Source organism: Telluria sp. ZB4P37, assembly GCF_059685855.1.
This window is the reverse complement of record NZ_JCASID010000009.1, coordinates 38,014-63,639: the sequence shown is the minus strand read 5'-3', so window position 1 is coordinate 63,639 and position 25,626 is coordinate 38,014. Positions and strand designations below refer to the sequence as shown.

At 65.9% G+C, this 25,626-nt stretch carries 22 protein-coding genes and 1 tRNA gene; 7 read left to right on the top strand and 16 right to left on the bottom strand.

Going from position 1 to position 25,626, the window contains the following annotated elements; translation table 11 throughout:
* Nucleotides 1-66 precede the first annotated feature (66 nt).
* Complete coding sequence (locus AC56K1_RS15135) at nucleotides 67-2,658, top strand: hybrid sensor histidine kinase/response regulator (RefSeq protein WP_497158623.1); 2,592 nt, start codon at nucleotides 67-69, stop codon at nucleotides 2,656-2,658.
* 7 nt (nucleotides 2,659-2,665) lie between these two features.
* Here AC56K1_RS15135 and AC56K1_RS15130 read toward each other — a convergent pair whose 3' ends face one another.
* The gene (locus AC56K1_RS15130) at nucleotides 2,666-4,285 is read right to left on the bottom strand and encodes a M28 family peptidase (RefSeq protein WP_497158622.1); all 1,620 of its coding nucleotides are present in this window, start codon (nucleotides 4,283-4,285) and stop codon (nucleotides 2,666-2,668) included.
* 133 nt (nucleotides 4,286-4,418) lie between these two features.
* Here AC56K1_RS15130 and AC56K1_RS15125 point away from each other — a divergent pair, with 133 nt between their 5' ends.
* Complete coding sequence (locus AC56K1_RS15125; protein WP_497158621.1) at nucleotides 4,419-4,808, top strand: putative quinol monooxygenase; 390 nt, start codon at nucleotides 4,419-4,421, stop codon at nucleotides 4,806-4,808.
* Between the two features lie 4 nt (nucleotides 4,809-4,812).
* On the opposite strand, the gene AC56K1_RS15120 is transcribed toward AC56K1_RS15125, so the two are convergent.
* The 12 genes from AC56K1_RS15120 to AC56K1_RS15065 form a co-directional block, all read right to left on the bottom strand.
* Nucleotides 4,813-5,952: a sensor histidine kinase gene (locus AC56K1_RS15120; protein ID WP_497158620.1), complete on the bottom strand. Its 1,140-nt coding sequence runs from the start codon at nucleotides 5,950-5,952 to the stop codon at nucleotides 4,813-4,815.
* 113 nt (nucleotides 5,953-6,065) lie between these two features.
* The gene (gene kdpE, locus AC56K1_RS15115; protein WP_497158619.1) at nucleotides 6,066-6,758 is read right to left on the bottom strand and encodes a two-component system response regulator KdpE; all 693 of its coding nucleotides are present in this window, start codon (nucleotides 6,756-6,758) and stop codon (nucleotides 6,066-6,068) included.
* On the bottom strand, nucleotides 6,751-9,456 hold the full coding sequence (locus AC56K1_RS15110; RefSeq protein WP_497158618.1) for a DUF4118 domain-containing protein: 2,706 nt from the start codon (nucleotides 9,454-9,456) through the stop codon (nucleotides 6,751-6,753). The genes kdpE and AC56K1_RS15110 overlap by 8 nt, the downstream gene beginning before the upstream one ends.
* 3 nt (nucleotides 9,457-9,459) lie before the next feature.
* Nucleotides 9,460-10,059 carry a potassium-transporting ATPase subunit KdpC gene (gene kdpC, locus AC56K1_RS15105; protein ID WP_497158617.1) on the bottom strand — a complete coding sequence of 200 codons (600 nt, stop codon included), beginning with the start codon at nucleotides 10,057-10,059 and terminating at the stop codon, nucleotides 9,460-9,462.
* 9 nt (nucleotides 10,060-10,068) lie between these two features.
* Entirely contained in the window at nucleotides 10,069-12,162 is a 2,094-nt protein-coding gene (kdpB, locus tag AC56K1_RS15100; protein ID WP_497158616.1) for a potassium-transporting ATPase subunit KdpB, read from the bottom strand.
* Nucleotides 12,163-12,169: 7 nt separating this feature from the next.
* The gene (gene kdpA, locus AC56K1_RS15095; RefSeq protein ID WP_497158615.1) at nucleotides 12,170-13,927 is read right to left on the bottom strand and encodes a potassium-transporting ATPase subunit KdpA; all 1,758 of its coding nucleotides are present in this window, start codon (nucleotides 13,925-13,927) and stop codon (nucleotides 12,170-12,172) included.
* The gene (gene kdpF, locus AC56K1_RS15090) at nucleotides 13,928-14,017 is read right to left on the bottom strand and encodes a K(+)-transporting ATPase subunit F (RefSeq protein WP_497158614.1); all 90 of its coding nucleotides are present in this window, start codon (nucleotides 14,015-14,017) and stop codon (nucleotides 13,928-13,930) included.
* A gap of 209 nt (nucleotides 14,018-14,226) precedes the next feature.
* The gene (locus tag AC56K1_RS15085) at nucleotides 14,227-14,973 is read right to left on the bottom strand and encodes a TorF family putative porin (protein ID WP_497158613.1); all 747 of its coding nucleotides are present in this window, start codon (nucleotides 14,971-14,973) and stop codon (nucleotides 14,227-14,229) included.
* Nucleotides 14,974-15,129: 156 nt separating this feature from the next.
* Entirely contained in the window at nucleotides 15,130-16,131 is a 1,002-nt protein-coding gene (gene rfaD / locus AC56K1_RS15080; protein ID WP_497158612.1) for an ADP-glyceromanno-heptose 6-epimerase, read from the bottom strand.
* A 24-nt stretch (nucleotides 16,132-16,155) separates the two neighbouring features.
* A complete protein-coding gene (waaF, locus tag AC56K1_RS15075; protein ID WP_497158731.1) occupies nucleotides 16,156-17,178 on the bottom strand; it encodes a lipopolysaccharide heptosyltransferase II in 1,023 nt (340 codons plus the stop codon).
* A 112-nt stretch (nucleotides 17,179-17,290) separates the two neighbouring features.
* On the bottom strand, nucleotides 17,291-18,640 hold the full coding sequence (locus AC56K1_RS15070) for a Nal1-like putative serine protease (protein ID WP_497158611.1): 1,350 nt from the start codon (nucleotides 18,638-18,640) through the stop codon (nucleotides 17,291-17,293).
* 198 nt (nucleotides 18,641-18,838) lie between these two features.
* Complete coding sequence (locus AC56K1_RS15065; RefSeq protein WP_497158610.1) at nucleotides 18,839-19,906, bottom strand: alpha/beta fold hydrolase; 1,068 nt, start codon at nucleotides 19,904-19,906, stop codon at nucleotides 18,839-18,841.
* Nucleotides 19,907-20,244: 338 nt separating this feature from the next.
* Between AC56K1_RS15065 and AC56K1_RS15060 the strand changes: the two genes are divergently transcribed.
* Both AC56K1_RS15060 and AC56K1_RS15055 read left to right on the top strand, forming a co-directional pair.
* Complete coding sequence (locus tag AC56K1_RS15060; RefSeq protein WP_497158609.1) at nucleotides 20,245-20,667, top strand: hypothetical protein; 423 nt, start codon at nucleotides 20,245-20,247, stop codon at nucleotides 20,665-20,667.
* 230 nt (nucleotides 20,668-20,897) lie between these two features.
* Nucleotides 20,898-21,035, top strand: coding sequence for a hypothetical protein (locus AC56K1_RS15055; RefSeq protein WP_497158608.1), 138 nt, complete (start codon nucleotides 20,898-20,900; stop codon nucleotides 21,033-21,035).
* Between the two features lie 94 nt (nucleotides 21,036-21,129).
* On the opposite strand, the gene AC56K1_RS15050 is transcribed toward AC56K1_RS15055, so the two are convergent.
* The 3 genes from AC56K1_RS15050 to AC56K1_RS15040 all read right to left on the bottom strand — a co-directional run bounded on the left by AC56K1_RS15050 (nucleotide 21,130) and on the right by AC56K1_RS15040 (nucleotide 22,265).
* Nucleotides 21,130-21,333, bottom strand: a complete 204-nt coding sequence (locus AC56K1_RS15050; RefSeq protein WP_497158607.1) for a hypothetical protein — start codon at nucleotides 21,331-21,333, stop codon at nucleotides 21,130-21,132.
* Nucleotides 21,334-21,769: 436 nt separating this feature from the next.
* Nucleotides 21,770-21,860 (bottom strand) — tRNA-Ser (locus tag AC56K1_RS15045).
* 78 nt (nucleotides 21,861-21,938) lie between these two features.
* Nucleotides 21,939-22,265: a hypothetical protein gene (locus AC56K1_RS15040; protein WP_497158735.1), complete on the bottom strand. Its 327-nt coding sequence runs from the start codon at nucleotides 22,263-22,265 to the stop codon at nucleotides 21,939-21,941.
* Here AC56K1_RS15040 and AC56K1_RS15035 point away from each other — a divergent pair.
* From AC56K1_RS15035 to AC56K1_RS15025, 3 genes are all read left to right on the top strand, one after another.
* Nucleotides 22,161-22,604 (top strand): VOC family protein, encoded by a 444-nt coding sequence (locus AC56K1_RS15035; protein WP_497158606.1) that lies wholly within the window; start codon nucleotides 22,161-22,163, stop codon nucleotides 22,602-22,604. The genes AC56K1_RS15040 and AC56K1_RS15035 overlap by 105 nt on opposite strands.
* Nucleotides 22,505-22,711 (top strand): VOC family protein, encoded by a 207-nt coding sequence (locus tag AC56K1_RS15030; protein ID WP_497158605.1) that lies wholly within the window; start codon nucleotides 22,505-22,507, stop codon nucleotides 22,709-22,711. Before AC56K1_RS15035 ends, AC56K1_RS15030 begins: the two co-directional genes overlap by 100 nt.
* A 144-nt stretch (nucleotides 22,712-22,855) precedes the next feature.
* Nucleotides 22,856-25,528 (top strand): polysaccharide deacetylase family protein, encoded by a 2,673-nt coding sequence (locus AC56K1_RS15025; RefSeq protein ID WP_497158604.1) that lies wholly within the window; start codon nucleotides 22,856-22,858, stop codon nucleotides 25,526-25,528.
* The last annotated feature ends 98 nt before the right edge of the window (nucleotides 25,529-25,626 follow it).

Below are 25,626 nucleotides of genomic sequence, written 5' to 3'. Positions count from 1 at the left end.
CGCGGCCGGTGCACAGGGGCAATATCACGTAGAATCCGTCAATTCCCCTGTATTCCGGACGACCGTGTGACCGGCACCACCCCCTCTTCTTCCCCGGCACGCAGGCCACTGCGGGCCTACCTGTTATGGCTGGTCCTGGCAACCCTGCTGCCCGGCGTCGTCGGCGCGTCCCTGCTGTTCGTCCACCAGTACCAGAAAGCCCGGGCCCAGTTCGAGAAGAACACCATGCAGACAGTGCGCGCGCTGGTGCACACCGTCGAGAACAAGCTGCTGCAGGGCGAATCGATCGCTCAAACCCTGTCGACGCTCGATGCGCTGGAAACCGGCGACTTCGCACGCGTGCACCGCCAGGCGCGCCAGGCGCTGGTGCTGGCCGGCGGCGGCATGAACATGGTGCTGCGCGACCGCAGCGGCCAGCAGCTCGTCAACACCGCGGCCGACTACGGCACGCCCCTGGCGCTCGACCGTTCGCCCCAGCTCGAGCGGGTATTTGCCACCGGCAAAGCCGCGGTGTCGGATGTGTTCATCGGCCCGCTGCGCAAGCTGCCGACCGTCAGGGTCGACGTCCCGGTGCAGGTGGGCGGCGAAGTACGCTATGTGCTGAGCATCGGCATGCGACCCGACTACTTCCAGGACATCCTGACGCCGAAGTCCATCCCCGAAGGCGCGGTGGCCTCCCTGTTCGACCGCCAGGGCATCATTTTCGCTCGCAACATCAATCCCGCCCAGTCGATCGGCCAACCGGTCAATCCGCTGCTGCGCAACGCGGCCGCGCGCGCCAGCGAAGGCACCATCGATTCGCGTTCGCGCGAAGGCCTGCCCCTGGTGACCTCGTTCTCGCGCTCCGCCGCCACTGGCTGGGGCATCGCGATCGGGATCCCGCGCGCCGTCCTGCGCGCGGAACTGCTGGGACAACTGGCCCTGATGGTGGGCGGCACGATGGTGCTGTTCGCGATCGGGCTGTGCCTGGCCTGGCTGATCGGCGGGCGCATGGCGCGCTCGCTGCAGGCGCTGACCGGCCCCGCCCTGGCGCTGGGAAAAAGCAAGGGCGACGACGCGCAGCCGTTCAAGGGCGTGCCGCTGGACGAGGTGTACGTGCGCGAAGCGGCCGAGGTGGCGGCCGCCATCGGCGACGCCGCCGCCCTGCTCGAGGAACGCTCGCGCGAGCTGGCAGCCAAGGAAGCGGCGCTGCGCGACACCCACATGCAGGCGCGCTTCGGCACCTGGCACTGGACCATCGGCAGCGAGGCCATTGAGGTATCCGATTCGGTATCCCACATCTTCGGCCGCCAGCTGCCGCCATTCGCGCAGCAGCGCGGGTCGGTGCTGGGCGAGGAGTCGTGGCAGCAGGTCCTGCGCCTGACCAGCGAACTGGCGCGCATCGGCGGCAACGGCAAGCTCCAGCTGCACGCCACCCACGCCGACGGCCACCGCATCTGGCTCGACTACCGCTGCGAGAGCGTGCACGGCCCGGATGGGCGCGTGGTGGCGCTGCGCGGCTCGATGCAGGACGTGACCGAGCGCGTCCGTGCCGAAGAAGCGCTGCGCCACGCCGACCAGCGCAAGAACGAATTCCTCGCCATGCTCGCGCACGAGCTGCGCAACCCGCTGGCCCCGATCACTTCCGGTGCGCAGCTGCTCGGCCAGGACGCGCTCGACCCGGCGCGCACCAGGCAGATCAGCGCCATCATCGCGCGCCAGGCGCGCCACATGGCCGGGCTGGTAGACGACCTGCTGGACGTCTCGCGCGTCACCCGCGGGCTGGTGGAACTCACCAAGGAACGCATCGACATCAATGCGGTGGTGCTGGACGCGGCCGAACAGGTGCAGGCGCTGGTGCGCGACAAGGGCCACCGTCTCGAGGTCCGCACCCTGCCCCAGCCCTGCCACGTCTTCGGCGACCGCAAGCGGCTGGTGCAGGTGGTGGGCAACCTGCTGCACAACGCGGCCAAGTTCACCGACCGTGGCGGCGAGATCGTCGTCACCCTGGCCGCCGGCAGCAAACTGGTGGTGCTGGAAGTGCGCGACAACGGCATCGGCATGCTGCCGACCGAACTGGAACGTGCCTTCGACATGTTCGTGCAGGGCGAACGCACGTCCGACCGCTCGCTCGGCGGCCTGGGCATCGGCCTGGCGCTGGTGCGCAGCCTGGTCGAGCTGCATGGCGGCAGCGTGGGCGTGGCCAGCAGCGGCCAGGGACTGGGCACGGTCTTCACGGTGCGCCTGCCGCGCTGCACCGAGCGCGCCCCGGCGGGCCTGGACGTCGCAGCCGCGGCTCCGGCGCACGACGCCAACCTGAAAGTGCTGGTGGTGGACGACAACGTCGATGCGGCCCAGGTTCTGGCGATGTATGTCGGCGCCCAGGGGCACGAGGTGCAGGTCGAGCATGACTCGCAGGCGGCGCTGGCGCTGGCGCCGGGCTTCGCGCCGAACGTCTGCCTGCTCGACATCGGGCTGCCCGACATGGATGGCTACGAACTGGCGCGCCGCCTGCGCCGCGACCCGGCAACCGCCCAGGCGGTGCTGGTCGCGGTGACCGGCTACGGCCAGGAACAGGACCGCCGCAACAGCGCGGCGGCCGGCTTCGACCATCACCTGGTCAAGCCTGTGGACATGGCCAGCCTGGAGAAGATCCTCGCAGGCGTGGCCAGCGCCTGATTACCTTTCAGCGTTTGATGCTGCCGAAGCTGTCGCCCTTGCGCCAGGCCGGCATGCCCGGCGCATTCGCCACCGCATAGCCCAGATTCAGCGTGAACTGCGCCTGCTGCACCATGCCCGACAGGTCCCAGTCGGCGCGGTACTCGTCGGTCACCTGGTGGTAGTCCTTCTTGAAGCCCACCATCTTCTCGCTCGAGGCGCCATGCTGGTGCGCGAACTCGAAATGGCCGTCGCCCGAGAACACCGCCGAGCCGACATTGAAGGCCGGGACACCCGCCTTGGCGAAGTTGAAGTGGTCGGCGCGGAAGTAGGCGCCCGACAGGTCGGGAATCGTCGGGGCGAGCTTCAGGCCCATCCCCTTGGCCACGGTAGCCGCGGTTTCATATAAGGTGCTGCGCTCGGCGCCCGCCACGCCGATGTCGCGCGTACGGCCGACGAAATTCAGGCTGTCGAGGTTCAGGTCGGCCGCGGTCTTCGCCAGCGGGACCACCGGGTTCTTCACATAGGCGGCGCTGCCCAGCAGGCCCTGCTCTTCCGCGGCCGGCCACAGGAAGACCTGGGTCCGGCGCGCGGGCTTTTTCACCGCCTCGGCCGCCATCGCCAGCAGCGCGGCGGTGCCGGAGGCGTTGTCGATGGCGCCGTTGTAGATGCGATCCTTTTTTCCTGCAGCTGCCTCTTCGTCCATGCCCATGTGGTCCCAGTGCGAGGAATACACCACCGCTTGCTCTTTCAGCTTGGGGTCGGTCCCCGGCACCAGCCCGACGACATTGAACTGCTCGACCTGGCGAATGCCGGATTTGAGCTCGACATGGGTGGCGATCTTCAGGTCCACGGGACGGAAGTCGCGGCTTTCGGCCTGCGCGCGCAAGGTGTCAAGATTGAAGCCGGCAGCCGCGAACAGCTCGCGCGCGGTATCTTCGTGCAGCCAGCCTTCGACCGGGTTGCCGGCGCCGGCCAGATGGAAGCGCTCGTGCGAGAAGCCGTTGGCCGGCACGCTCCACGGATAGGACGAGGATGGCAGCGTGTGAATCAGCAGCGCGCCAGCGGCGCCCTTGCGCACCGCTTCCTCGAACTTGTACAACCAGCGGCCATACCAGGTATAGGCCTTGCCCGCAAAACGGTTCGGCTCCTGCGCGGTAGGCTGGGGGTCGTTGACCATCATGACGAGGATCTTGCCCTTGACGTCCACGTCCTTGTAGTCGTCCCATTTTTCGTCGGGCGCCGATACGCCATAACCGACGAAGAGCAGCGGCGCATCGAAGGCCACGCTGGCGCGTCCGCTGCCGGTGCCGAACACGATGCCCTTGCCGACCTCGGGGCTGAAGCGCTTGCCACCGGCCTGGAAGCTCACGCTACTGCCGGGCAGCAGCCTGGTGCCGCGGATGTCGACCTTCTGGCGGTAGCCGCCGCCGGAAATCTCTTTCAAGCCGATGATCGCGGCCTGGGTTTCGAGATAGCGCACCGCCAGGTCGCCGCCGCGCTGGCCGGTGCCGCGCCCTTCGAAGAAATCGTCGGCCAGGAAGGCGAGGTGGCCGCGCAGCACCGGCTCGGAAACGGCGGGCGCCTGGGCGAAGGCGGTGCCGGACAGGGTCAATGCCGCAGCAAGGGCGAGAGGGGAAAGTCGCATCGAAGAATCCGTATCAAGGTGGGCCGGCTTGGCAGGCTGCCATCTTAACCCAGCCGTCATAGAGGGGGCCATCTCCATTGCAGCAGCCTGGAAGGCAAGCCTATACTTGACGTTCACTCAACAGGAAGCGCCTATGACCATCACCCGCCGCACCGCGGTCGCCCTGCTCGCCGCCCTGCCCCTCACTATCCACGCCGCACCAGCCACGAAGGAGTCCACCATGTACGGTTTGATCGGAAAAATGCGCGCCCAGCCGGGACAGCGCGATGCCCTGATCACCATCCTGCTCGAAGGAACAAAGGCGATGCCGGGCTGCCTGGGCTATGTGATCGCAAAAGACAAAACGGATGCGGACGCGCTCTGGATCACCGAAACCTGGGACAGCCAGGCCAGCCACAAGGCCTCGCTGACGCTGCCCTCGGTCCAGGCTGCGATCGCCAAGGGACGGCCGCTGATCGCGGGCTTCGGCGAGCGTTTCGAGACCGAGCCGGTCGGCGGACACGGGCTGGCCGCGCCGCACTAGGAATTCAAGCCGCGGTGGGCGCGCCGGCGAAGGGCCGGGCATCGATCGGGAGATCGATCACGAAGGCAGTGCCCGCTTCGGCGGAACTGGACATCAGCACGCTGCCGCCGTGCGCCTCGGCCACGCGGCGCACGTAAGGCAAGCCCATGCCCCAGCCCTCGCCCAGGTTGCCGGCGCGCCGGTAGAGCTGGAAGATGCTCTCGCTGTCTTCGGGCGCGATCGGCGCGCCCTGGTTATGCACCATCACCTGCACCCGTTCGACCGTGGTGGACACCGTCAGCCGGATAGCCGCTTCGCGCGCGCCGTACTTGATCGCATTGTTGACCAGGTTTTCGATCGTCCGCTGCAGCGCTTCGCGGCACCACCAGCCTTCGATCGGTTCGACTTCGGTCGTGACCTCGACCGGGTGGAAGATCTCGGCCGTCTGCGCCACTTCGCGCACCAGCGCCGCCATGTCCATCTGCGCGAGCGTCAGGCGCACCGGCCCGGTCTTGCAGAAGGCAATCCCGTCGAGCAGTTCACGCGTCATGCCGTCCATGCGCTGGGTGCTGGCGACGATCTTCTCGGCATAGCGGCGCACGTTGGCGTCGCCCGAGGTATGGCTGATCATCTCGGCTGCCATCTGGGCGGTGGACAGCGGCGTGCGCAGGTCGTGTGCCATCGAGGCCACGAACTGTTCGCGCAGCGCGGCCTGCACCACGATGAAGGCATTCGCGCTTTCGCGGATGGTGGCGTCAATGTGGGCTGACAAGATAGCGCGCTGCGCCTCGTCGAGCGCGACGCCGTAGCTTTCAAGTTCGCGGAACAGGACGTCGCGGAAGATCTGCATCTCGTGGATGACGGCGGTGGCGTCGTACATCGTCATGCGCGCACGCTCGCCGCCATGCTCGCTGGCGACCGCGCCCAGGTCGGTGACCACGCGCGCCGAGTGGCCCGGCGTGAGCAGTGCCGCCAGGGTGTCGAAATAGGCAGGGAGCGTGTTCTCGAGGATGGGCAGCGCCAGGTCCTTCGCCTGCGGGACGCGGCCGCGCACTTCGATCATCCAGGCGTCGATGAGCGGCGTCCGCAATGCCACCATCGCGCGCGTGACGGGCGACAGGGCGGGATCGTCCGGGGACAGGTGCCCGGTCAGGTTTGCATTCATTACCCGTGGGGACCCTGGTCGCGTTGACAAAAAAGAACGAAATTGAAGTCTACACGACAGTCTTTACGGGTGGCGCGTAAATGGGGGCCGATGGCCCGGCCGGTTACCCATTCCTAGCCGAGCCACAGCCGGTAGCCGACGCCCGTTTCGGTCAGCAGGTGGCGTGGCTGGGCCGGATCGTCTTCCAGTTTATGGCGCAGGTGGCCCATGTAGATGCGCAGGTAGTGGCCGCTGTCGGCATGTCCCGGCCCCCAGACCGCGCGCAACAGCTGGGGGTTGGTCATCACCCGGCCGGCATTGCCGACCAGGACCGACAACAGCCGGTATTCGGTCGGCGTCAGGTGTACATGGTTGCCATTGCGGGTAACGCTGCGCTCGTGGGGGCAAACGGCGACATTGCCGAACCGTACGCTGCCGTCGGCGCCTTCGGCCGGCTGGCGTTGGCGCCGCAGGGTCGCGCGCACGCGCGCCAGTAATTCGCCGGTGCCGAATGGCTTGGTGAGGTAGTCGTCCGCGCCGGCATCGAGCGCGCGGATCTTCTCCCCTTCGATGGTGCGTGCCGACAGCACGATGATCGGCACCGCCGACCACTTGCGCACGTCGTGGATGAAGTCGACGCCGTCGCCGTCGGGCAGGCCCAGGTCGAGCACCACCAGGTCGGGACGACGGGTGCCGGCATCGATCAGGCCGCGCGCCATGCTGGCCGATTCGTGCACCTGCCAGCCTTCCTGCTCCAGCGCCATGCGCACGAAGCGCCTGATCTGCGGCTCGTCCTCCACCAGCAAGGCGCTCGGTTTGTCAGTCATGCGGTGTTTCCATGGAAGGCAGCGCAGGTTCGGGAACATCGGGCTGCACGCCTACCGGCAAGGAGAAGACGAAGCCGGCGCCGCCCAGCGGCGAGGCGCATGCGCGGATGACTCCGCCGTGCGCCTCGACGATGGCGCGGCAGATCGCCAGTCCCAGGCCCACGCCAGGCAGGGCCGATTCGCGCTCGCCGCGCGTGAATTTCTCGAAGATGGTTTCCTCGCTGCCGGGTTTCAATCCCGGGCCGTTGTCGAATACCATGACGTCGGCCATGGCCCCGCGCAGGGCGGCGGCCACTTCGATGCGCGCGCCCGTCGGGGTATATTTTGCGGCATTCTCGAGCAAGTTGCACAGCACGCGCTCGATCAGGACGGCGTCGAAACGCAGCAGCGGCAATCCGGGCGGCAGGCGCACGGCGACGGCATGGCCTTCCAGCGCGGCGCGGCTGGCACGCAGTGCTGCGCCGACGACCTCTTCCAGCGCCTGCCATTCGAGGTTGAAACGCACCTGACCGCTCTCGATGCGGGCCATGTCGAGCAGGTTCGCGACCAGGGTGCTCATGCGCAGGGACTCTTCGTGCAGCGCCTGAGCCAGCGCACGCGGCCCGGGCGCCAATGACGGCTCGCCCCGCAGCAGCGATTCGGACAGTCCTACCAGCGAGGTCAGCGGCGTGCGCAGGTCATGCGACAAGGCGGCCAGCAGCGAATTGCGCAGCCGCTCGGACTCCATGCTGACCAGTGCCGACTGCGCCACCTCGATGTAGTGCACCCGCTCGAGCGCGATCGCGGCCAGCGCCGCCAGGGCGTCGAGCTGGCGCCGCTGCTCGGGGAGCAGGACCCACCGCCCCGCGTCGGGCTCGATGGCCAGGACGCCGCGGGTGCGCATCGGCGCCACCAGCGGCAGGTAGAACACCGGGCTGGCCGGAAGGGTATCGGTGCCCAGGCCGGCGCCCTGCGCACGGTCGAATGCCCATTGGGCGATGCCGGCGTCGAAGCCGGGCAGCGTGGCGTCGGGCGGACCGAGACTGCCGTCGGCATCCGGCGCCAGCAGGGCGGCTCGGGCGCCGAAGGCATTCTGGATCACCGCGCGCGTGGACTCGAACACCTGCTCCGCAACCAGCACCCCGGACAGCTCACGGGCAAATTCGTAGAGCGCACGCACGCGTTGTTCGCGCTGCGCTGCGACCCTGGCCTGGAAGCGCAGCCCGGCAGTGAGGTGTCCCGTGATCAGCCCGACTGCCAGCATCACCGCGAAGGTCACCAGGTATTGTAAATCGGATACCGCGAAATCGAAGCGCGGCGGCACGAAGAAAAAATCGAAGCAGGCAATGCCGACGCAGGTCGCGGTCACCGAAGGCGCGCGGCCGAAGCGCACCGCCACCAGCAGGACCACCAGCAGGAACAGCATCGCGATGTTGGCAAGGTCGAGCCAGGCCAGCAGCGGCGTCGCCAGCGCGGCGGTGAGCAGGCTGGCGCCGGCCGCCGCCAGGTGCGGCACGATGCGCTTCCCTGGCGCCGGTTTCTTTTGCGTGCCGGGCTGCAGGCGCGCCCGCGGCGCGATGGCCGGCGCGCCAATCTCGATCAGGTCGGTGCCTAGCGAAATGCGCGCCAGGCGGCGCGCCGTTCGCCGCTGCCAGGGCCAGCGGGCGCGTGAACGTCCCAGGACGATCTTCGACAGGTTGTGGCTGGCGGCGAAGTCGATCGCGGCCCGGGCCACGTCGTCGCCCGGCACCACGGCGGTATCGGCGCCGAGATCCTGGGCCAGCTTCAGGGCCGCCAGCACGCGCTCGCGCGCCGGCCCCGGCATGCGCTGCAGGGCCGGAGTCTCGACGTAGATGGCATGCCAGCTGCTCCCCAGTTGCCCCGCCAGGCGTGCGCTGCTGCGCACCAGGTGCTCGGCGGCGCCATCCGGGCCGACGCAAGCCAGCAGCCCGGCCCCGGTCTTCCAGACGGCGTCGATGGACTGTTCGACGCGCCAGGCGCGCACGTCGTCTTCGATGCGGTCGGCGGTACGCCGCAGCGCCAGCTCGCGCAGTGCGATGAGGTTGCCCTTCCTGAAGAAATTGCCGGCCGCCCGCTCCGCCTGGGCCGGCTGGTAAACCTTGCCCTGCTTCAGGCGCGCCAGCAGCGCGTCTGCAGGCAAGTCAACCATGACCACTTCGGCCGCCTCGTCGAACACGCTGTCGGGTACGGTCTCGGCAACCCGCACGCCGGCGATGCCGCCGACGACGTCGTTGAGGCTTTCCAGGTGCTGCACATTCACCGTGGTAAGCACGTCGATGCCGGCCGCCAGCAGTTCTTCGACGTCCTGCCAGCGCTTGGGATGGCGCGAGCCGGGTGCGTTCGAATGCGCCAGCTCATCGACCAGGATCAGCTGCGGGCGGCGCGCCAGCGCGGCGTCGAGGTCGAACTCCCCGATGCTCACCCCGCGGTGCCCGACCTGGCGCCGCGGCAGAACCTCAAGGCCCTCGAGCAGGCGCGCGGTTTCCTGGCGCCCGTGGGTCTCGACCACGCCGACCAGTGGCACGCGCCCTTCTTCCCGCAGGCGGCGCGCCTCCTGCAGCATGGCGTAGGTCTTGCCAGCGCCGGCCGAGGCGCCGAAATAGATACGCAACCGGCCGCGCGCTGCGCTGCGCTCCTGCTCGCGCATCTGCGCCAGCAAGGCATCGGGATCGGGACGCTGGGACGGGTTGAATGGCATGGTTCAGCGAGTATGCAGGGTTTGCGGCGGGTTTGCCAGGCGGTCCAGCGCCAGGTTCAGCGCCAGCACGTTAACGCGCGGCTCGCCCAGCAACCCCAGGATCCGCCCTTGCGCATGCGCCTCGATCAGGGCTTCAACCTGGGCCGGCGCCAGCGCCCGCGCCCTTGCCACGCGCGCAGCCTGCCAGCGGGCGCCGGCCAGGCTGATCTCCGGATCCAGGCCGCTGCCTGAGGCCGTGACCAGGTCGACCGGCACCGGCGCCGGGTTGCCGGGGTCGGCGGCGCGCAGCGCCGCGATGCGCGCCTTTACCGCCTCGCCCTGCGCAGGGTTGAGCGGCCCCAGGTTCGATCCGGACGAGCCGCCGCCATTGTTGGGCATCGGGGCGGTAGCCGACGGCCGGCCCCAGAAATAATGCGGGGCGCTGAAGGACTGGCCGATCAGGAGCGAGCCGATGACGCGCCCGTCTTGCTCAACCAGGCTGCCGTTGGCCTGGGCCGGGAACGCGGCCTGGGCCACGCCGGTGACCGCCAGTGGGTAGGCCAGGCCGCACACCAGGGTAAATGCAGCGAACAGGACGAGGGCGGGACGAAAAACAGTTTGCATGATGATTCCTCAGGCTAGGTTCAGCGCGGACAGCGCCATGTCGATCAGCTTGATGGCGGCGAAAGGCAGCAGGATGCCGCCCAGGCCGTACACCAGCATGTTCCGGCGCAGCAGGCTGGCCGCCCCGATGGCGCGGTAGCGCACGCCCTTCAAGGCCAGCGGGATCAGGAACACGATGATCAGCGCGTTAAAGATCACTGCAGACATGATGGCGGAGGCCGGGCTGGCCAGCTCCATGACGTCGAGGGCTTCCAGCGCGGGATAGGTGCCCACGAAGGCGGCCGGCACGATCGCGAAATACTTGGCGATATCGTTCGCGATCGAGAAGGTGGTCAAGGCGCCGCGCGTCATCAGCATCTGCTTGCCGATCTCGACGATCTCGAGCAGCTTGGTGGGATTGGAGTCGAGATCGACCATGTTGCCTGCTTCCTTCGCGGCCTGGGTGCCGGAATTCATGGCGACGGCGACGTCGGCCTGGGCCAGCGCCGGCGCGTCGTTGGTGCCGTCGCCGGTCATCGCCACCAGCTTGCCGTCTGCCTGATAGCTACGGATCAGCGCCAGCTTGTCCTCCGGGGTGGCTTCGGCCACGAAGTCGTCGACGCCCGCCTCGGCCGCGATGGCGGCGGCAGTAAGCTTGTTGTCTCCGGTGATCATGACGGTCTTCACACCCATCCGGCGCAGCTCGGCGAAGCGCTCGCGGATCCCGCCCTTGACCACGTCCTTGAGTTCGACCACCCCCATCACGCGGGCGCCGTCGGCCACCACCAGCGGCGTGCTGCCGCGCCGCGATGCCGCCTCGACGATCGCCTGCACTTCAGGCGGATACGGCTGGCCGAGCGCTTCGACGTGGGCGCGGATGGCAGTGGCGGCGCCTTTGCGCAGCCGGCGCGCGCCGAGATCGACGCCGCTCATGCGGGTCTGGGCGCTGAACGGCACGAAGCTCGCTTCGAGCCGCGCCAGTTCGCGCTCACGGATATTGAAGCGGCTCTTGGCGAGCACCGCGATGCTGCGCCCTTCGGGGGTTTCGTCGGCCAGCGACGCCAGTTGCGCCACGTCGGCCAGCTCCTGCTCGGTGATGCCGGGCGCCGGCAGGAAGGCGGCCGCCTGGCGGTTGCCGAAGGTGATGGTGCCCGTCTTGTCCATCAGGAGCACGTCGACGTCGCCCGCCGCCTCGACCGCGCGGCCGGAGGTGGCGATGACGTTGGCGCCCAGCATGCGGCTCATGCCGGCCACGCCGATGGCCGAGAGCAGGCCGCCGATGGTGGTCGGGATCAGGCACACCAGCAGCGCCACCAGCACCGTGATGCTCACCGGTTGCCCGGCACCGGCTGCCTGCACCGAAAACAGCGAGAATGGCAGCAGCGTCGCGGTCACCACCAGGAACACAATGGTCAAGGCCACCAGCAGGATGGTCAGCGCGACCTCATTCGGGGTTTTCTTGCGCGAGGCGCCCTCGACCATGCCGATCATGCGGTCGAGGAAGGTCTCGCCCGGATCGGCCGTGACGCGTACCACCAGCCAGTCCGACAGGACGCGGGTGCCGCCGGTGACGGCGCAGAAGTCGCCGCCCGATTCACGGATGACGGGCGCCGATTCTCCGGTAATTGCGCTTTCGTCGACCGAGGCGACGCCCTCGATCACTTCGCCGTCGACCGCGATGACGTCGCCCGCTTCGGCCAGGAAGTGCATGCCCCTACGCAGCTCTTCGGACTTGCTGGCCTCCCAGGCGGCGCCGTGCCGGGGCGAGGCCAGCTTCTTGGCGATGACGGTTTGCTTCAGGCTGCGCAGCGAGGCTGCCTGGGCCTTGCTGCGGCCCTCCGCCAGGGCCTCGGCGAAGTTCGCGAATAGCACCGTGAACCAGAGCCAGGCGGCGATGGCCGCGATGAAACCGGCTGGCGCTTCGCCCTGCCCGGCCAGCGCCTGGAGCGCCAGCAGCGTGGTCAGGATGCTGCCGGCATACACCACGAACATCACCGGGCTGCGCAACTGGGTGCGTGGATCGAGCTTGCGCAAGGCGTCGAGGATGGCCGGGGCAAGCAGCGCCGTATCGAACAGGGCCAGCGCGCGGCGCGCCGGCGGGGTATGGGCAATCGTAGTTTCCATGATCGGTTTATTTTCCAGACAGCTGAAGGTGCTCGACAACCGGGCCCAGGGCCAGCGCCGGCACATAATTGAGGACGCCCACCAGGATCACGACGCCGGCTAGCAGGCCAATAAACATTGGACCGTGGGTCGGCAAGGTGCCGGCATTGGCGACCAGGCGCTGGCGCGCGGCGAGCGAGCCGGCGATCGCCAGCACCGGGATGATCACGCCGAAGCGCCCAAACCACATCGCCACCGCCAGCAGGCTGTTATAGAACGGCGTATTGGCGGACAGGCCGGCGAAGGCGCTGCCGTTGTTGTTGGCGGCCGAGCTGAGCGCGTACAGGATTTCCGAGAAACCGTGCGCGCCCGGGTTGGCCACCCCCGCCCGGCCCGGTTCGGCCAGCACCGCGACCGCGGTGCCGAGCAGGACCAGGCAAGGCGTGACCAGGATGACCAGCGAGGCCATCTTCATCTCGTACGCGCCGATCTTCTTGCCGAGGTATTCCGGCGTGCGGCCGATCATCAGGCCGGCGATGAACACCGCCAGGATCGCGAATACCAGCATGCCGTACAGGCCCGAGCCGACGCCGCCGAAGATCACCTCGCCGAACTGCATCAGCACCAGCGGCACCATGCCGCCCAGGGGCATGAAGGAATCGTGCATGGCATTGACCGCGCCGCACGAGGCGGCGGTGGTCACCGCGGCGAACAGGCTCGATGCGGCGATGCCGAAGCGGGTTTCCTTGCCTTCCATGTTGCCGCCGGCCTGCAGCGGGCCGGCTGCGGCGTCGACACCGAGCGCGGTCAATACGGGATTGGCCTGCTGCTCGGCGGCGAAGGCCAGGACAGCGGCGGCCACGAAGACGAGGCTCATCACGGCCAGTACCGCCCAGCCCTGGCGCATGTCGCCCACCATGCGCCCGAACGTGAAGCACAGCCCGGCAGGGATCAGGAAGATGGCGATCATTTGCACGAAGTTCGACAGCACGCTCGGGTTTTCGAACGGGTGGGCCGAATTGGCGTTGAAATAGCCGCCGCCATTGGTGCCCAGCAGCTTGATGGCCTCCTGCGAGGCGACCGGTCCCATCGGGATCGACTGGAGCGCGGCGCGCGCGGTCTCGCCGCTTGGCAGCGCGTAGGTCGCCGGGTCGAGCACTTGGGCATCGACGTGCGTCGAAAAATTCTGGACCACGCCCTGGCTGGCGAAGAAGACCGCGAACACGATGGACAGCGGCAGCAGCACGTAGAGCGTGGCGCGGGTCAGGTCGACCCAGAAGTTGCCGATCGAGCTCGCCGAGCGCGCCGCGAAGCCGCGGATCAGGGCAAAGGCCACTGCAATGCCGGTGGCGGCCGAGAAGAAGTTCTGGCCGGCCAGCCCCAGCATCTGGGTGAGCATGCTCATGGTCTGCTCGCCGCTGTAGCCCTGCCAGTTGGTGTTGGCCACGAAGCTGACGGCAGTATTGAAGGACGAGTCGACACTCACGTTGGCCATGCCTTCCGGGTTGAGCGGCAGCCGGCCCTGGGCCCGCTGCAGCAGGTAAAGCGCGAGCGCGCCGACGGCGTTGAAGGCGACCAGGGCCAGGGCATAGACTTTCCAGCCCTGGGCTGCGGTGGAACCGGCGCCGGCCGCGAGGTACAGCAGCGCTTCGCACTTGCCGAGCCAGCGCAGGCCGGGCACGGCAGCCGCGCCGGCCACGCGCGCCATGTAGAGGCCAAGGGGATAGGCGAACAGCAGCAATACCAGCAGGAAGGCTGCCAGCAGCGGCAGGAAATCAGTGATCATCTAGAGATCCTCCGCCTTGAACAGGGCCACCAGCAGGTAGACCAGCAGGCAGGCCGCTACCGCCGCGCCGACCAGGTAAAAGGGATTCATGGCTTGCCTCCCAGGCGGGAGCAGCCATCGATCAGCAGCCAGGTCAGCGCGAAAAACAGCAGGAAGGCGCCGATGAAAATGATGTCCATAAGGTCTCGCTTTGAGCGTTGTCGATAGTGGATAAGCGTAGGGGAATCGCCCTAAACACGGGATAAAAAGGGTGCGGGGCCGCATAAACGCGGTGTAAACGCGGTCCTCGCGCACTGGCCTCAGAAGCTCGCACCGATGGTCAGCAACAGGGCCGTTTTGCCCAGAAACCTGCCGTTGGCGGGCGAGGCATAGGCGCTCTTGCGGGCCTTGGTGCCGACCACGGAAAGCGACACCGATGCAAGGCCGAACGGGCGACTGGCGCCAATCTTCCAGTCGGTGTAGCTGGCGGCGCCGTTGTGCTTCACGCGCTGACGGCCGGCGTGCAGCTGCACGGTCACGCCATGGCCGGCATCGACATTGGCGCCGATATCGAGATAGCCACTCCCCTTGCTGCCGGCGAAGCCGAACAGGTTGGTGGTGGCATGCGAGTATTTGAGGTAAGCGGGGCCATAGCCGAGCTGGCCGTAGACTTCGGTGGTATTGGCGTCGGCAAAGCCCGCCACACGGCCCAGGTTGTTGCCCGGATAAAAATAACGCAGGATGCCGAGGTCATAGGCGATACCCGGCTTCAGTTCGCCGCGCTTGCCGCCATACAGGTCGATCTCGGCCTTGTTGTCGCCGCCGGCGTCCTCGACCCACTTGATGGTCGAGCCCCAGGCGCCCGCATACCAGCCGGATGCATCGACGTAGTCGGCGCCGCCCTGCACGGCCGGCTGCAGGCGTGTCTGCGAGATGCCGCGGTAGCGGTAGTCGCTGGTAACGGCGGAGTTGAAGGTGGTGGTGCTCGCCGGCGCGACGGACTGCGCGTGCGCGCCGGGTGCGAGGATGGCGCTGGCGATCGCCGCGGCCTGGATCAGTGCTTTCATGGTGTCCTGCGTCTTCTTGGAAGCCACGCCAACGGAATGCGGCAACCATTGCCGGACATTTACCGCTGGCGTGATGCAGGTGAAAGCTTAGGGACTACAGTGTAAAAACGGCCTAAATAACCGCAGGCACGGTATAAACGCCGTATATCGGCGCGTTCATCGCCCCGTCTTCAGGTACTGCATGTACTTCGCGACGCCGTTCGCCACATCGGTAAACGGCGCGGCATACCCAGCTGCCCGCAAGGCCCCGATATCCGCCTGCGTAAAACTCTGATACTTCCCCTTGAGCTTGTCCGGGAACGGCAGGTATTCCAGCAAGCCCCTCTCCACGATCTGCTCAAGCGACAACGGCTCCCCACCTTCATTGGCCAGCGCATTGACGGTGGCCACCGCCAGGTCATTGAACGGCTGCGCGCGCCCGGTGCCGAGGTTGAACACGCCGCGCTTGTCCGGGTGATCGAGGAAGAACAAGTTCACCTTGACCACGTCCTCGATGTAGACGAAGTCGCGCATCTGGGTGCCCGCTTCGTAGCCATCGTTGGCGCCGAACAGCTTGACCTTGCCCTCTTTCTGGAACTGGTGGTACTGGTGGAAAGGCACCGAGGCCATCGTGCCCTTGTGGCCTTCGAGCGGGCCGTAGACGTTGAAGTAGCGCAGGCCGACGACCTGGCTGCCTTCCCGGATGCCGTGATGCCGCCAGTGGCGGCGCATGTACTGGTCGAACATGAATTTCGAATAGCCGTAGACGTTCAGCGGGCGCTCGTGCTCGCGCTCTTCCTTGAACACGGTACCGCCGCCATACACCGCGGCAGACGAGGCATAGATGAAGGGAATGCCTTCGCGCTGGCAGAACTCGAACAGCGCGATGGTGTAGTCGTAGTTATTCTTCATCATGTAGACGCCATCGGTCTCCATGGTGTTGGAGCAGGCGCCCTGGTGCAGCACGGCCGTGAACTTGCCGTGGAACTCTCCGGCTTTCAGGCGCACCAGGAAATCATGCTTGTCGGCGTAATCGGCCACCTCGGCATCGACGATGTTCAGGAATTTGTCGGGACGCGACATGTTATCGACCGCGAACACGCTGAAGGGCTTACGCTTGGACAGCGCGTGTACCAGGTTGGCTCCGATGAAGCCTGCTGCGCCTGTGACCAGTATCATTTTCTACCTCGTTTCATTGTCGTTTCAGGCTGCGGCCAGCATCGGCTGCAGCGGTTGCCAGACGTCGTTTGGCAGGAGTTGTTTCATGCAGTTCTGGTGGCCCAGCGGGCATTCGCGCTGCTGGCAGGGCGAGCATTCGATGTGCAGCCACAGCACCTTGGCCAATTCGGAATGCGGCGGCGTGTGGCGCGGGTCGGTCGGGCCGTAGATCGCCACCACCGGGCGCCGCAGCGCGGCGCCGATGTGCATCAGGCCCGAGTCGTTGGTGACCACCACGGCCGCGCGCGAGATCAGCGCGATCGCCTCGCCTAGCTTCGTGGAGCCGGCCAGGTTGTGCGTGCCTGGAACGAGCGCGGTGATCTCGTCGCAGACCGCGCGATCCTTCGGGGAGCCGAGCAGCAGGATCTGCGCATCCGGACGGTTGGCTAGAATCGTTTGTGCCAGCTCGGCGAAATACGGGGCCGGCCAGCGCTTGGCCGGACCGAATTCGGCGCCCGGCGCGAAGGCCACGTAGGTCCCGGCGGGCAGGCCGAGGCGCGCAATGGCCGCATCGGCCAATTCTCGTGCGACAGTCATCTCGGGCTCGGGCAGCTTGGCGGGACGCGGCAGGTGGCGCACCGGTGCGTCGGCCAGCGCCGCATAGAACTGCGCCATCGGGCGCGGCGCGGCCTTGTCGTCGTGGTGCATGACGTTGACCAGGCCATAGCGCATTTCGCCCTTGTAGCCGACCCGCCGTTTGATCCCGGCCAGCCAGGGGATCAGCGCGAACTTGAGGGTATTGGGCAGCACATAGGAATCCGCATAGCCGCGCGCCTTCAGTATCTTCGCGAAGGCGCGGCGCTCGGCCCATTGCAGCGAGCCATGCTTGAAGGGCGATTCGATCACCGTGTCCACTTCGCGCATGGCGCGCCAGACCGGGGCGACCCAGGTCGGGGCCAGCACGTCGATCGGGCGGTCGGGGTGGCGTTCCCGCAGGCGCAGCAGCAGCGGCTGCGCCATGACGGCGTCGCCGATCCAGTTGGGGGAAATGACAAGCGTGCGCAAGATGGGTCCTTCGTCGGGATTCCGCGGGACCCGGGGCGTAGGCAAGGTCCCTGCATTCGTAATCCCGGATTATAGCAACCGCAGCGCAAGCCTTCCCGTGCCTGGCAAGCTGTTGTCAGGAAGGCTCGGCGCCGGCGGTTTCCTTGACCCTGCCATGCAGGGCCTCGCGCCAGCTATTGCCGATATTCGCGCACACGAAGCGGCACATGGAGGCTGCCTGCTGCTGGAGCATGCGCTGGTGGTTCGCCTGCAGGAATTTGCCGAGTGCTTCGTACAGGTCCCACATCACCTCTTCGGTATCGTGCGAGCCGAGTTTGGCGGGAATGATGGTGTCCGGGTCGATCATCGCTTCGCGCAGGGCCGCCAGCAGTTCGGTCACCGGCATCCGGCGCCACATTGCCGCCAGGCGCGGGACATTGTGGAAGATGTGGCGGAAGTAGATGCGATTGGTCGAATAGGCATTCCACCAGGCCTTGCCGCGCTCGGTCTCACTCAGGAATGCCTCGAAGCGCCCCAGCAGGGTCTCGCCGGGCGAGCGCACCGCATCCTGCGTCGTCAGCACCGACACGCCCAGGCTGTTGGTGACGCGGTCGATGGGTGCTGCGATCGCGATGCGGTTGGTGTCCGGCGACTTGCCCCACAAGAGGCCGACCACGAGGTTGTTGTCCTCGTCGATCCGGTGCACGATGGCCGACCCGGAATCGCCATGGTCGACGAATTCGTGGCTGCTGCCGCAGATGAACAGCATGTCCTGGAAGTGCTCGAGATTGGCTGCCTGCCCGCTGTAATGTACCGAGGTGATGCTGCCGAAGGTCAGGCCGGTGGACACGCCGCGCTTGGCGACGGCAAACGGCAAGTCGTCCTTGGCCAGTTCGTGGGTCCCGGTGACGGCGCCGATTTCGCGGATATAGGCCAGGCCGGTATCGTTGTAGTAATCCAGGCTGACGATGGCGGCGTCGACTTCCGAGCTGTCGTGCACGTCGACGGTCGTGCCGATCTCGTCGCATTTGACTTTGGCCGGCTGGTAGACGGTGGTGCCGACGCTGCCCAGCACGTGGGCGGCCGACAGCGCGTAACAGCTGCCGTCTGGCTTTTTTACCATGCAGCCCAGGGTGCCGAAGAAATAGCCGACGCTGAGCTTGGTGCCGCCGACCAGCGGCCGGTATTTGCCGTTGTCCTCGTACATGGAGCGCTTCTCGGCGGTGGCGTCGCAGCGGATGATGGGCGCGTGTTCGATCACGTCGGTGGGGAAACCGTCGACCTCGACCGGGATCTGCTCGTCCTGCGGGACGGACGCCAGGTTGCGCTTGCGGGTCAGGTGTACGCAGATCGCCAGCTCGCCGGTCGGCTTGCCCTGCACGCGCTTCACGCCGATGCTCGTTCCGTGTACACCCGGAATCATCATCGCGGCGGCGTGAAAATACTCCTTCGCCTGCTTCATCTGCTCGAAAGTCATGTCGTCCATCGTCGCTCTCCCCCTAGAAAGTAACGTCAAGAAAATGTCAATCTAGCACTATCTTACTGCTGAGTCACCGGGTATTTACGCAGCGAGCATACAAACAGTCGAAAATAACCGACATTCGGTTGGTTTCAGGAAAATTACGGGGTCGAGGCATGCAAAAAGCCGCACGGGGCGGCGTTTTGTGGCAATCACTATTGCGTTTCAACGGCAGCTGCCGATTTCCTTCAGCATCCTGAACTGGGCATCCATCATCACGGGATTTGGATCGTGTCCGGTGCGCGGCAGCATGACGAATTGCTTGCGCGGGGCCCGGATGCTGTCGAAGTAGCGCTTGCCGGCGGCCGGCATCGTCACCAGGTCGTGCTCGCCCTGCAGCAGGAAGACCGGGACGGCGAAGTCGGTGCCCAGCTTGTACAGGTCGACTTTGGACGCGATGCCGTCGCCCTTGTAGCCGACGAATTGCAGCCAGGAGTAGTCCTCGCCGGCCGTGTAGTCGGCCTGGTATTGCGGAGTCGTATATTCAGGTGACGGATTCCACCAGGACTTCGGCGCCGGCTCCGTGACCAGGGCTTCATACTTGCGCGTCACGCGGCGCAGGATGCCGGGGCTGCGCGGGTTGGTCCAGGGCGGCGGGCCGAGGGCTTCGAGTTTCGCGACCGAGTCCTGGTCGTTGGCGGCGCGCGCGAGCGCCAGCGTGGCCTGGTAGCTGTCCTGGTCGCCGAAGCGGCCGACCAGCTGGCCGGTGCCGATGTAGGCGCAGAATGCCTCCGGCCACGACTTCACCATGTGCACGGCGAGCATCGAGCCCCAGGAGCCGCCCATCAGGATCACCTTGCGCTTCCCGAACAGCTTCGCGACTTCACGGGCCAGCTCGTTGCCGTCGTCGCGCAGGCGCTCGACCACCAGCGGCTCGTCCTCGGCCGGGCGATTGTGGGCGTAGGTCATGCCGGAGCCGCGCTGGTCCCATTGCACCAGGGTGAAATCCTTTTCCCAGGATTGGTAGACCCGGTCGGCGTAGGGTGTGGACGGATTGCCCGGGCCGCCATGCACGATCAGGACCAGCGGGTTGGCGCAGTTGCGGCCTTTGATGCGCACCCATTGGTCGATGCCGCCGATGCGCATGAAGCCTTTGGCGTCGACGGCTTTGCCGGGGCTGGTGCAGACCGTTTTGCCGAAGGTGTCGGCCGCCGGGGATGCGGCCTGGGCAGTGCCGGTGCAGAGGGTGAGCACGATGGTGGCGGAGAGGACCAGGCTTCTTGTCGTCGTCATGGCGTTCGTCGAGTGTTGTTATGGAAACACCTCTGAGGGTACATCACGACAGCGCGGCAAAGTGCGTGAAATTTCACAGCGTTTCTTCGCTTCGGGCTGCCCGCCTTCCGCAGGCAAGCCTCGTGACGTCATTTCGCGCGGATATAACTTTTTGCAAATCGAGACTGTTTCGTGATGCACTCGCCTGCAGTGCTTGCTCTCCGTTGGCGCTGTCCTAGACTGAATCATCGGAGAAGCGCGATCCGCGTCAGCGGTTGCGGCACTCCGACGGCACGACATTACGCTGATTCGGCGCGACGCCTGTCCCAAAGACGAGTTTGCTTTGTGAAGGAATGATCATGCGTCCCCTATCCTACCTCCTCCCTGCCGCCCTTTTTGCACTGGTTTCAAGCGCGGGCGCGCAGACCCAGACCTATCCACGCCCCGACACTGCGCCGATCTCGACCGTGACTGTGACGGCCCCGGCCAAGACGGTCCGGTTGAGGGATGAACAGGTCCGGGAAATTGCCGGTACCTATGCCATGTCCAATGGCTGGAACCTGAGAGTGCGCGGCACGCCGCGTTACATTGACGCGACCATCGACAGCCAGAATCCCATCCGGCTGCGCCCGGTTTCTTCGGACAAGTTTGTTTCCGGGGACGGCAACGTGACGATGGAATTCAACCGGGGTGGGTTGCGTGAAGAAATGTTGATGAGCTATGTGCCTGTGGCGGGCCAGCCGGGGGTGGTGGAGGTGTCGGCGCAGAAGGAGAAGCGTTGACGGAGTGCGCCGAAGCTTGCTAAAACAGCCCGCCAAGGCCTGATGTTGCTCAGATAAGCGTAGGGTGGCCGGCTTTGCCGGCCGCGCGTTCAAGTCACTGATGCGCTGTGGCGGATAGCATCGGAATTGACGCGGGGCCCTTTGAAAAGGAACACTAGCTGGTGTGCACGGATCGTGCGCACCAGCAAGCTTGTCTGGCATTCCCCGTCTATCGTCGCGGTCATGTCGAGATGTCAGACCTGACCCCGGCCTCTCTCGGCATCAGTCCGACCGGCGCCTTTTGTAACCGCCTCGAGCGCGAAGCCAATGGCGAAAAGTCTGGCGGCGAGCGCTGCATGGTGGACGAGGCCGACGGCCCGGCCCATTGAGCTGGCCAGGTGCCACCTTTCGCGCCGCGATCGGCTGCTGCTGCGCTGAGAAATGCCCGCACCGAAAGGTAGCAGGCTTTACACTTTCCTGAGTTTACTTTGTCTTCGACGAACGGTATTCCTCAATCGCTGTAGCGTAGTTCTCCAGTTCGTCAATTACCTCATGAAAGATCCCTAGTGCACGTTCCTGTGCATGGGCATTGACCTCATCTGGAGACATGTTTCCGATTTCGATCGAAGCACGTTCCTTTGCAAGCTTGCGAACTTCAGCTGCAAATAACAATCTAGCGTAGTCCATCGCCATCCCTCCTGAAAGAAATTATCGGAAGCACAATGTTAACGCCGGACGCTTTGACCAGTTTGAGCCCTGAAGCGCAGCGGTTTGGCGTCACTGTATGTTACGCCGCTCCATGGTCCTTGTCAGACGATCTGCTTACCGTGCTGCGCCATTGGAAGCTTCTGACTGCCGGGAAAGGCCGGTACCGGAAACAAAAAATGGCCACCCGAGGGTTACCCGAGGGTGGCCATTCGCTACGCTAGCTGGTGCCCACGCATCGCGCGCCCTCGGCGCGCGGGGCTGTCGCCGTTGGCGACAGCAAAGTGGCGATTCGGAGCGGCACGCGCGAGTACGCGCGAGGCCTTCGAATCCCCCGCGGAGGGCGCGCAGGCGCCCTCCTTCTCTCCGCCCGGAAACAAAAAATGGCCACCCCAAGGGTGGCCATTCTTTTGTGTCCTGGCGGAGAGAGGGGGATTCGAACCCCCGGTAGGCTATGAACCTACACACGCTTTCCAGGCGTGCGACTTAAACCACTCATCCATCTCTCCTGATGGTCCTCGTGTTTCCACGAAGCCGCCTATTATATCAAGGATTCTCTTCTATACAAGACTGTTCCGGCGACGCCGTCACGGCGCGGCATCAAGCGGCCGGCGCCGGCGCCAGGGGCGGAGGACGTGGCGGACCGGGTTGACCTGCGTCCCGACCTCCTTATCTCCGACCAGGCCGCGCCGCTTCAGGTGGCACAGTGCGGCCTGTAAGGCCGACTTCGACAGCCCCGTTTTCACGGCGATCGTCTGCAGGCTGGCCGGCACCTGGTCGCGGCCGAGGGATTGCGCGCTGTAAAGTAAATGCAGGTAGACGACAAAGGCGGCGGGACGGCGGTCGTGGCCGACGAGGTCTGGCATCAGGACCTCGAACACGTAGGCGTCGAGCGAAGACTGGCGGGTAGTCATGAATACTATAGTGATGAAGAATACATGGAGACGCGAATCTGCCACGATAATGCATGCAATGACAACCACGGCAGACCACCCATGATCACCCAGCTGAAATTTGTCAGCCTCCCGGTCTCGGACCAGAACCGCGCCCTCGCCTTCTACACCGAACAGCTCGGCTTCGACATCGCGACCGACCAGCCGATGGGCCGGGCAAGCGCCGGATCGAGCTGCGCATCGGCAGCTCCGGCACCCGCATGGTACTGTTCACACCGGATGGCCAGGAAGACCGCATCGGCAGCTTTTTCAACGGCTCGTTTGCCTGCGATAACGTCGAAGCGACCTACCGCCAGCTGAGCGGGCGCGGGGTCGAGTTCGTCGATCCTCCGACCACGCAGCCCTGGGGCTCGTATGCGAAATTCCGCGATCCGAATGGGAATACCTTCGTGCTGTCGTCTTCCTGATACGCCAGCCTAAGCACCGCGCATAAAATGCCGCCTCCCGGGCGGCATTGCCGTTTCTGGCGAGGGATTTTGCGGTCTGGCGCAGCCGGCAGCGGCGGCAGGATGGTATCGTTGCCCGGATTACACTCCTTGCCATGAGCCGCCGTGAAACGCAAAGCCCTGTATTACGTCATCTTCACCGTTGCCGCAGCCGGCGCCGCCGCCGGCAGCTGGATCGTCAGTCTCCAGTCCCCGTCCTCGCCGACGCCTGCCGCGGCGAGCAAGCCCGCCCTGGATACCAGCGCCATCTCGGCCGACATGCAGGCGATGCTGGCTTCCTATCGCAAGATCATCGTGCTGACCCAGGACGAGGCCGGGGTGTCGCCAGAACAGCGGGCGCAGGCCAACCGGGTCGGGCAGGAGCTGTTCCATGAGAACCAGATTCGCGTCGGCAAGGTCGACGCTGCGCTGGCCCAGCTGGTCGCGTCAACCAATCCCGCCCGCTTCGACGCCCTCGGCTCCCTGCTCGACTACGTCGAATCGGGCGAAGGCCTGTATGACGCTGACCGCCTGGCTTTCCGCGAGCTGATGCAGTCGCTGCTGGCGCAGGTGGCCAGGGATTCTTCGTTGCCGGCGATCAAGCTGCACAAGCGCATTTCGGAAGACCTGGAGGCGCTGGCGGAAATCGAGCGTAATTACGAGAAGGAGATCCGCGCGGTGTTCGGGCGTTTCGAGTCGCGCTCGATCATCCTCAAGCGCGAGAAATGGGAAAGTTATGTCGCCTACCTGAAGACCCTCTACCAGCGCGAACGCATCCTGAAGGATTACGGCTTTGTCGCGCCCTACCCGGCCAAGCCCGAAGCGCCATCAAACCCATCGCAGGCGGGCGTGGAAGAAGGCGAAATCTTTGGCAGGACGCTGCCGAAGAAGACCGTCGTGCTGACCTTCGATGATGGCCCGCACCGCCGCTACAGTGAGGAAATCGCGGCCATCCTCAAGCAATACAACGCGCCGGCGATTTTCTTCAGCGTGGGCCGCAATATCGGCGCGCTCGACGCCCAGGGCAAGGCCAAATTGAATGGCGGCGCGGACGTGATGCGCCGGCTGAAGCAGTCGGGCTATGTGCTGGCCAATCACAGCTTTTCGCATGCGCAGTTGTCCAAGCAAACGGGCGACGGCTTGCGGGCGGAAATCATGAGTACCGATACCCTGCTCAGGGCCGTCGACCCGCAGCGATCGAGCCTGTTCCGCTTCCCCTATGGCGCGCGCAACCGCGAAGGCATGCAGGCGCTGGAAGCGGCGCATTTGAAATCGGTAATGTGGAATATCGATTCGCTCGACTGGGCCGACCCGGTGCCCTCGTCGATTGCCGACCGCGTGCTGCGCACCGTCGACAAGGAAGGCCGCGGCATCATCCTGTTCCATGACATCCACGAACGCACCGTGAAGGCCTTGCCAGCCATCCTCGACCGGCTGGTGGCCGAGGGCTATCAATTCGCGGGCTGGGATGGCGAGACCTTCAAGGTCTCCGGCGCGATCGCTCCTGCGCCGGTGCAGCGCTCGGCGGCGACGGGCTATGCCAATTCGTGGGCGATCGTGGTCGGGATCGACAAGTACCAGAAATGGCCGCAACTGCAGTATGCGGTGCGCGATGCCGAAGGCGTGGGCCAGATGCTGGTGCAGAAGTTCGGCTTCGCGCCGGAACGCGTGATCACGCTCAAGAACGAAGCGGCGACCCGCAGCGGCATCCTGGCCGCCTTCCACGACCGCCTCGCGCACGGCAACCTGCAGCCGAACGACCGCATTCTTGTCTTCTTCGCCGGCCATGGCGCCACGCGCAAGCTCAGTTCGGGACGCGACCTGGGCTATATCGTCCCGGTCGACGCCGACCCGGACAACCTGGCGACCGACGCGATCCCGATGACCGAAATCCAGAACATCGCGGAAAGCTTGCCGGCCAAGCACGCGCTGTTCGTGATGGACGCCTGCTACAGCGGCCTGGGCCTGACGCGCGGCGCCGCGAATGCCTCCTTCCTGCGCGATAACGCCAAGCGCCTGGGACGCCAGATGCTCACCGCCGGCGGCAGCGACCAGCTGGTGTCGGACGGCGGGCCGAACGGGCATTCGGTCTTTACCTGGACGCTGCTGCAAGGCCTGAGCGGCAAGGCGGATTTGAACGGCGACAGCCTGATCACCGGCACCGAACTGGCGGCCTATGTGGCGCCGGCGGTGTCGAGCGTATCGCAGCAGACGCCGGCTTTTGGCAGCCTGCCGGGTTCGGAAGGCGGCGAATTCGTGTTCGAGCTGCCGGAAGAAAGCGAGTTCCTCAATACTGGCACGGCGCAGCTGTCGAACGACGCGATTGCGCTGAACACCAGGCTCGATGCGCAGGCGTCGGCGCCGGCCGCCACGGTGGTGGTGAAGGATTTGCAGGGCGGCGAGACGCGGATCACGGCGCCGGCCGCGGTGCCGGTGTCGAACCGGCAGCAGGCGCAGCGCGCCAATGACCAGGGGCTGCTGCTGTACAAGGAAAAGCAGTATGCGCAGGCGGAGGCGCAGTTCACCGAGGCGCTCAAGCTGCGGCCGAACTTCGCGCTGGCGGCGAATAATTTGGGCTTCGTGTTCTACAAGCAGGATAAGTATGCCGAGGCGGCGCGATGGTTCGAGAATGCGGTGAAGATGGATCCGTCACGGGCGATCGCGTATCGGAACCTGGGCGATGCGCATGCGCGCGCGGGTGACAAGACCAGGGCGAAGGCGGCGTACAAGACCTATGTGGAGCTGGCGCCGGGGGGAGCGGGGGCGGAGTATGCGAAGCAGCAGATGGAGAAGTTGTAGGGTGGTCGGCTATGCCGACCGCGCGTTCAGCCAGTGCCTGCTCAGCCACGGTGCTTGCTTTAGTTGAACGCGCGGGCGGGAGACCCGCCCACCCTACC

What these genes read in the sequence shown, in the direction of transcription:
- AC56K1_RS15035 (WP_497158606.1), top strand. Translation starts at nt 22,161, where the DNA reads ATGCAGGTAGACGACAAAGGCGGCGGGACGGCGGTCGTGGCCGACGAG.
- AC56K1_RS15065 (WP_497158610.1), bottom strand. Translation starts at nt 19,906, where the DNA reads ATGACGACGACAAGAAGCCTGGTCCTCTCCGCCACCATCGTGCTCACC.
- kdpE (WP_497158619.1), bottom strand. Translation starts at nt 6,758, where the DNA reads ATGACTGACAAACCGAGCGCCTTGCTGGTGGAGGACGAGCCGCAGATC.
- kdpF (WP_497158614.1), bottom strand. Translation starts at nt 14,017, where the DNA reads ATGAATCCCTTTTACCTGGTCGGCGCGGCGGTAGCGGCCTGCCTGCTG.
- kdpA (WP_497158615.1), bottom strand. Translation starts at nt 13,927, where the DNA reads ATGATCACTGATTTCCTGCCGCTGCTGGCAGCCTTCCTGCTGGTATTG.
- AC56K1_RS15055 (WP_497158608.1), top strand. Translation starts at nt 20,898, where the DNA reads ATGTCAGACCTGACCCCGGCCTCTCTCGGCATCAGTCCGACCGGCGCC.
- AC56K1_RS15070 (WP_497158611.1), bottom strand. Translation starts at nt 18,640, where the DNA reads ATGGACGACATGACTTTCGAGCAGATGAAGCAGGCGAAGGAGTATTTT.
- rfaD (WP_497158612.1), bottom strand. Translation starts at nt 16,131, where the DNA reads ATGATACTGGTCACAGGCGCAGCAGGCTTCATCGGAGCCAACCTGGTA.
- AC56K1_RS15060 (WP_497158609.1), top strand. Translation starts at nt 20,245, where the DNA reads ATGCGTCCCCTATCCTACCTCCTCCCTGCCGCCCTTTTTGCACTGGTT.
- kdpB (WP_497158616.1), bottom strand. Translation starts at nt 12,162, where the DNA reads ATGGAAACTACGATTGCCCATACCCCGCCGGCGCGCCGCGCGCTGGCC.
- AC56K1_RS15040 (WP_497158735.1), bottom strand. Translation starts at nt 22,265, where the DNA reads ATGACTACCCGCCAGTCTTCGCTCGACGCCTACGTGTTCGAGGTCCTG.
- kdpC (WP_497158617.1), bottom strand. Translation starts at nt 10,059, where the DNA reads ATGCAAACTGTTTTTCGTCCCGCCCTCGTCCTGTTCGCTGCATTTACC.
- AC56K1_RS15030 (WP_497158605.1), top strand. Translation starts at nt 22,505, where the DNA reads ATGGTACTGTTCACACCGGATGGCCAGGAAGACCGCATCGGCAGCTTT.
- AC56K1_RS15130 (WP_497158622.1), bottom strand. Translation starts at nt 4,285, where the DNA reads ATGCGACTTTCCCCTCTCGCCCTTGCTGCGGCATTGACCCTGTCCGGC.
- AC56K1_RS15050 (WP_497158607.1), bottom strand. Translation starts at nt 21,333, where the DNA reads ATGGACTACGCTAGATTGTTATTTGCAGCTGAAGTTCGCAAGCTTGCA.
- AC56K1_RS15085 (WP_497158613.1), bottom strand. Translation starts at nt 14,973, where the DNA reads ATGAAAGCACTGATCCAGGCCGCGGCGATCGCCAGCGCCATCCTCGCA.
- AC56K1_RS15120 (WP_497158620.1), bottom strand. Translation starts at nt 5,952, where the DNA reads ATGAATGCAAACCTGACCGGGCACCTGTCCCCGGACGATCCCGCCCTG.
- AC56K1_RS15110 (WP_497158618.1), bottom strand. Translation starts at nt 9,456, where the DNA reads ATGCCATTCAACCCGTCCCAGCGTCCCGATCCCGATGCCTTGCTGGCG.
- AC56K1_RS15125 (WP_497158621.1), top strand. Translation starts at nt 4,419, where the DNA reads ATGACCATCACCCGCCGCACCGCGGTCGCCCTGCTCGCCGCCCTGCCC.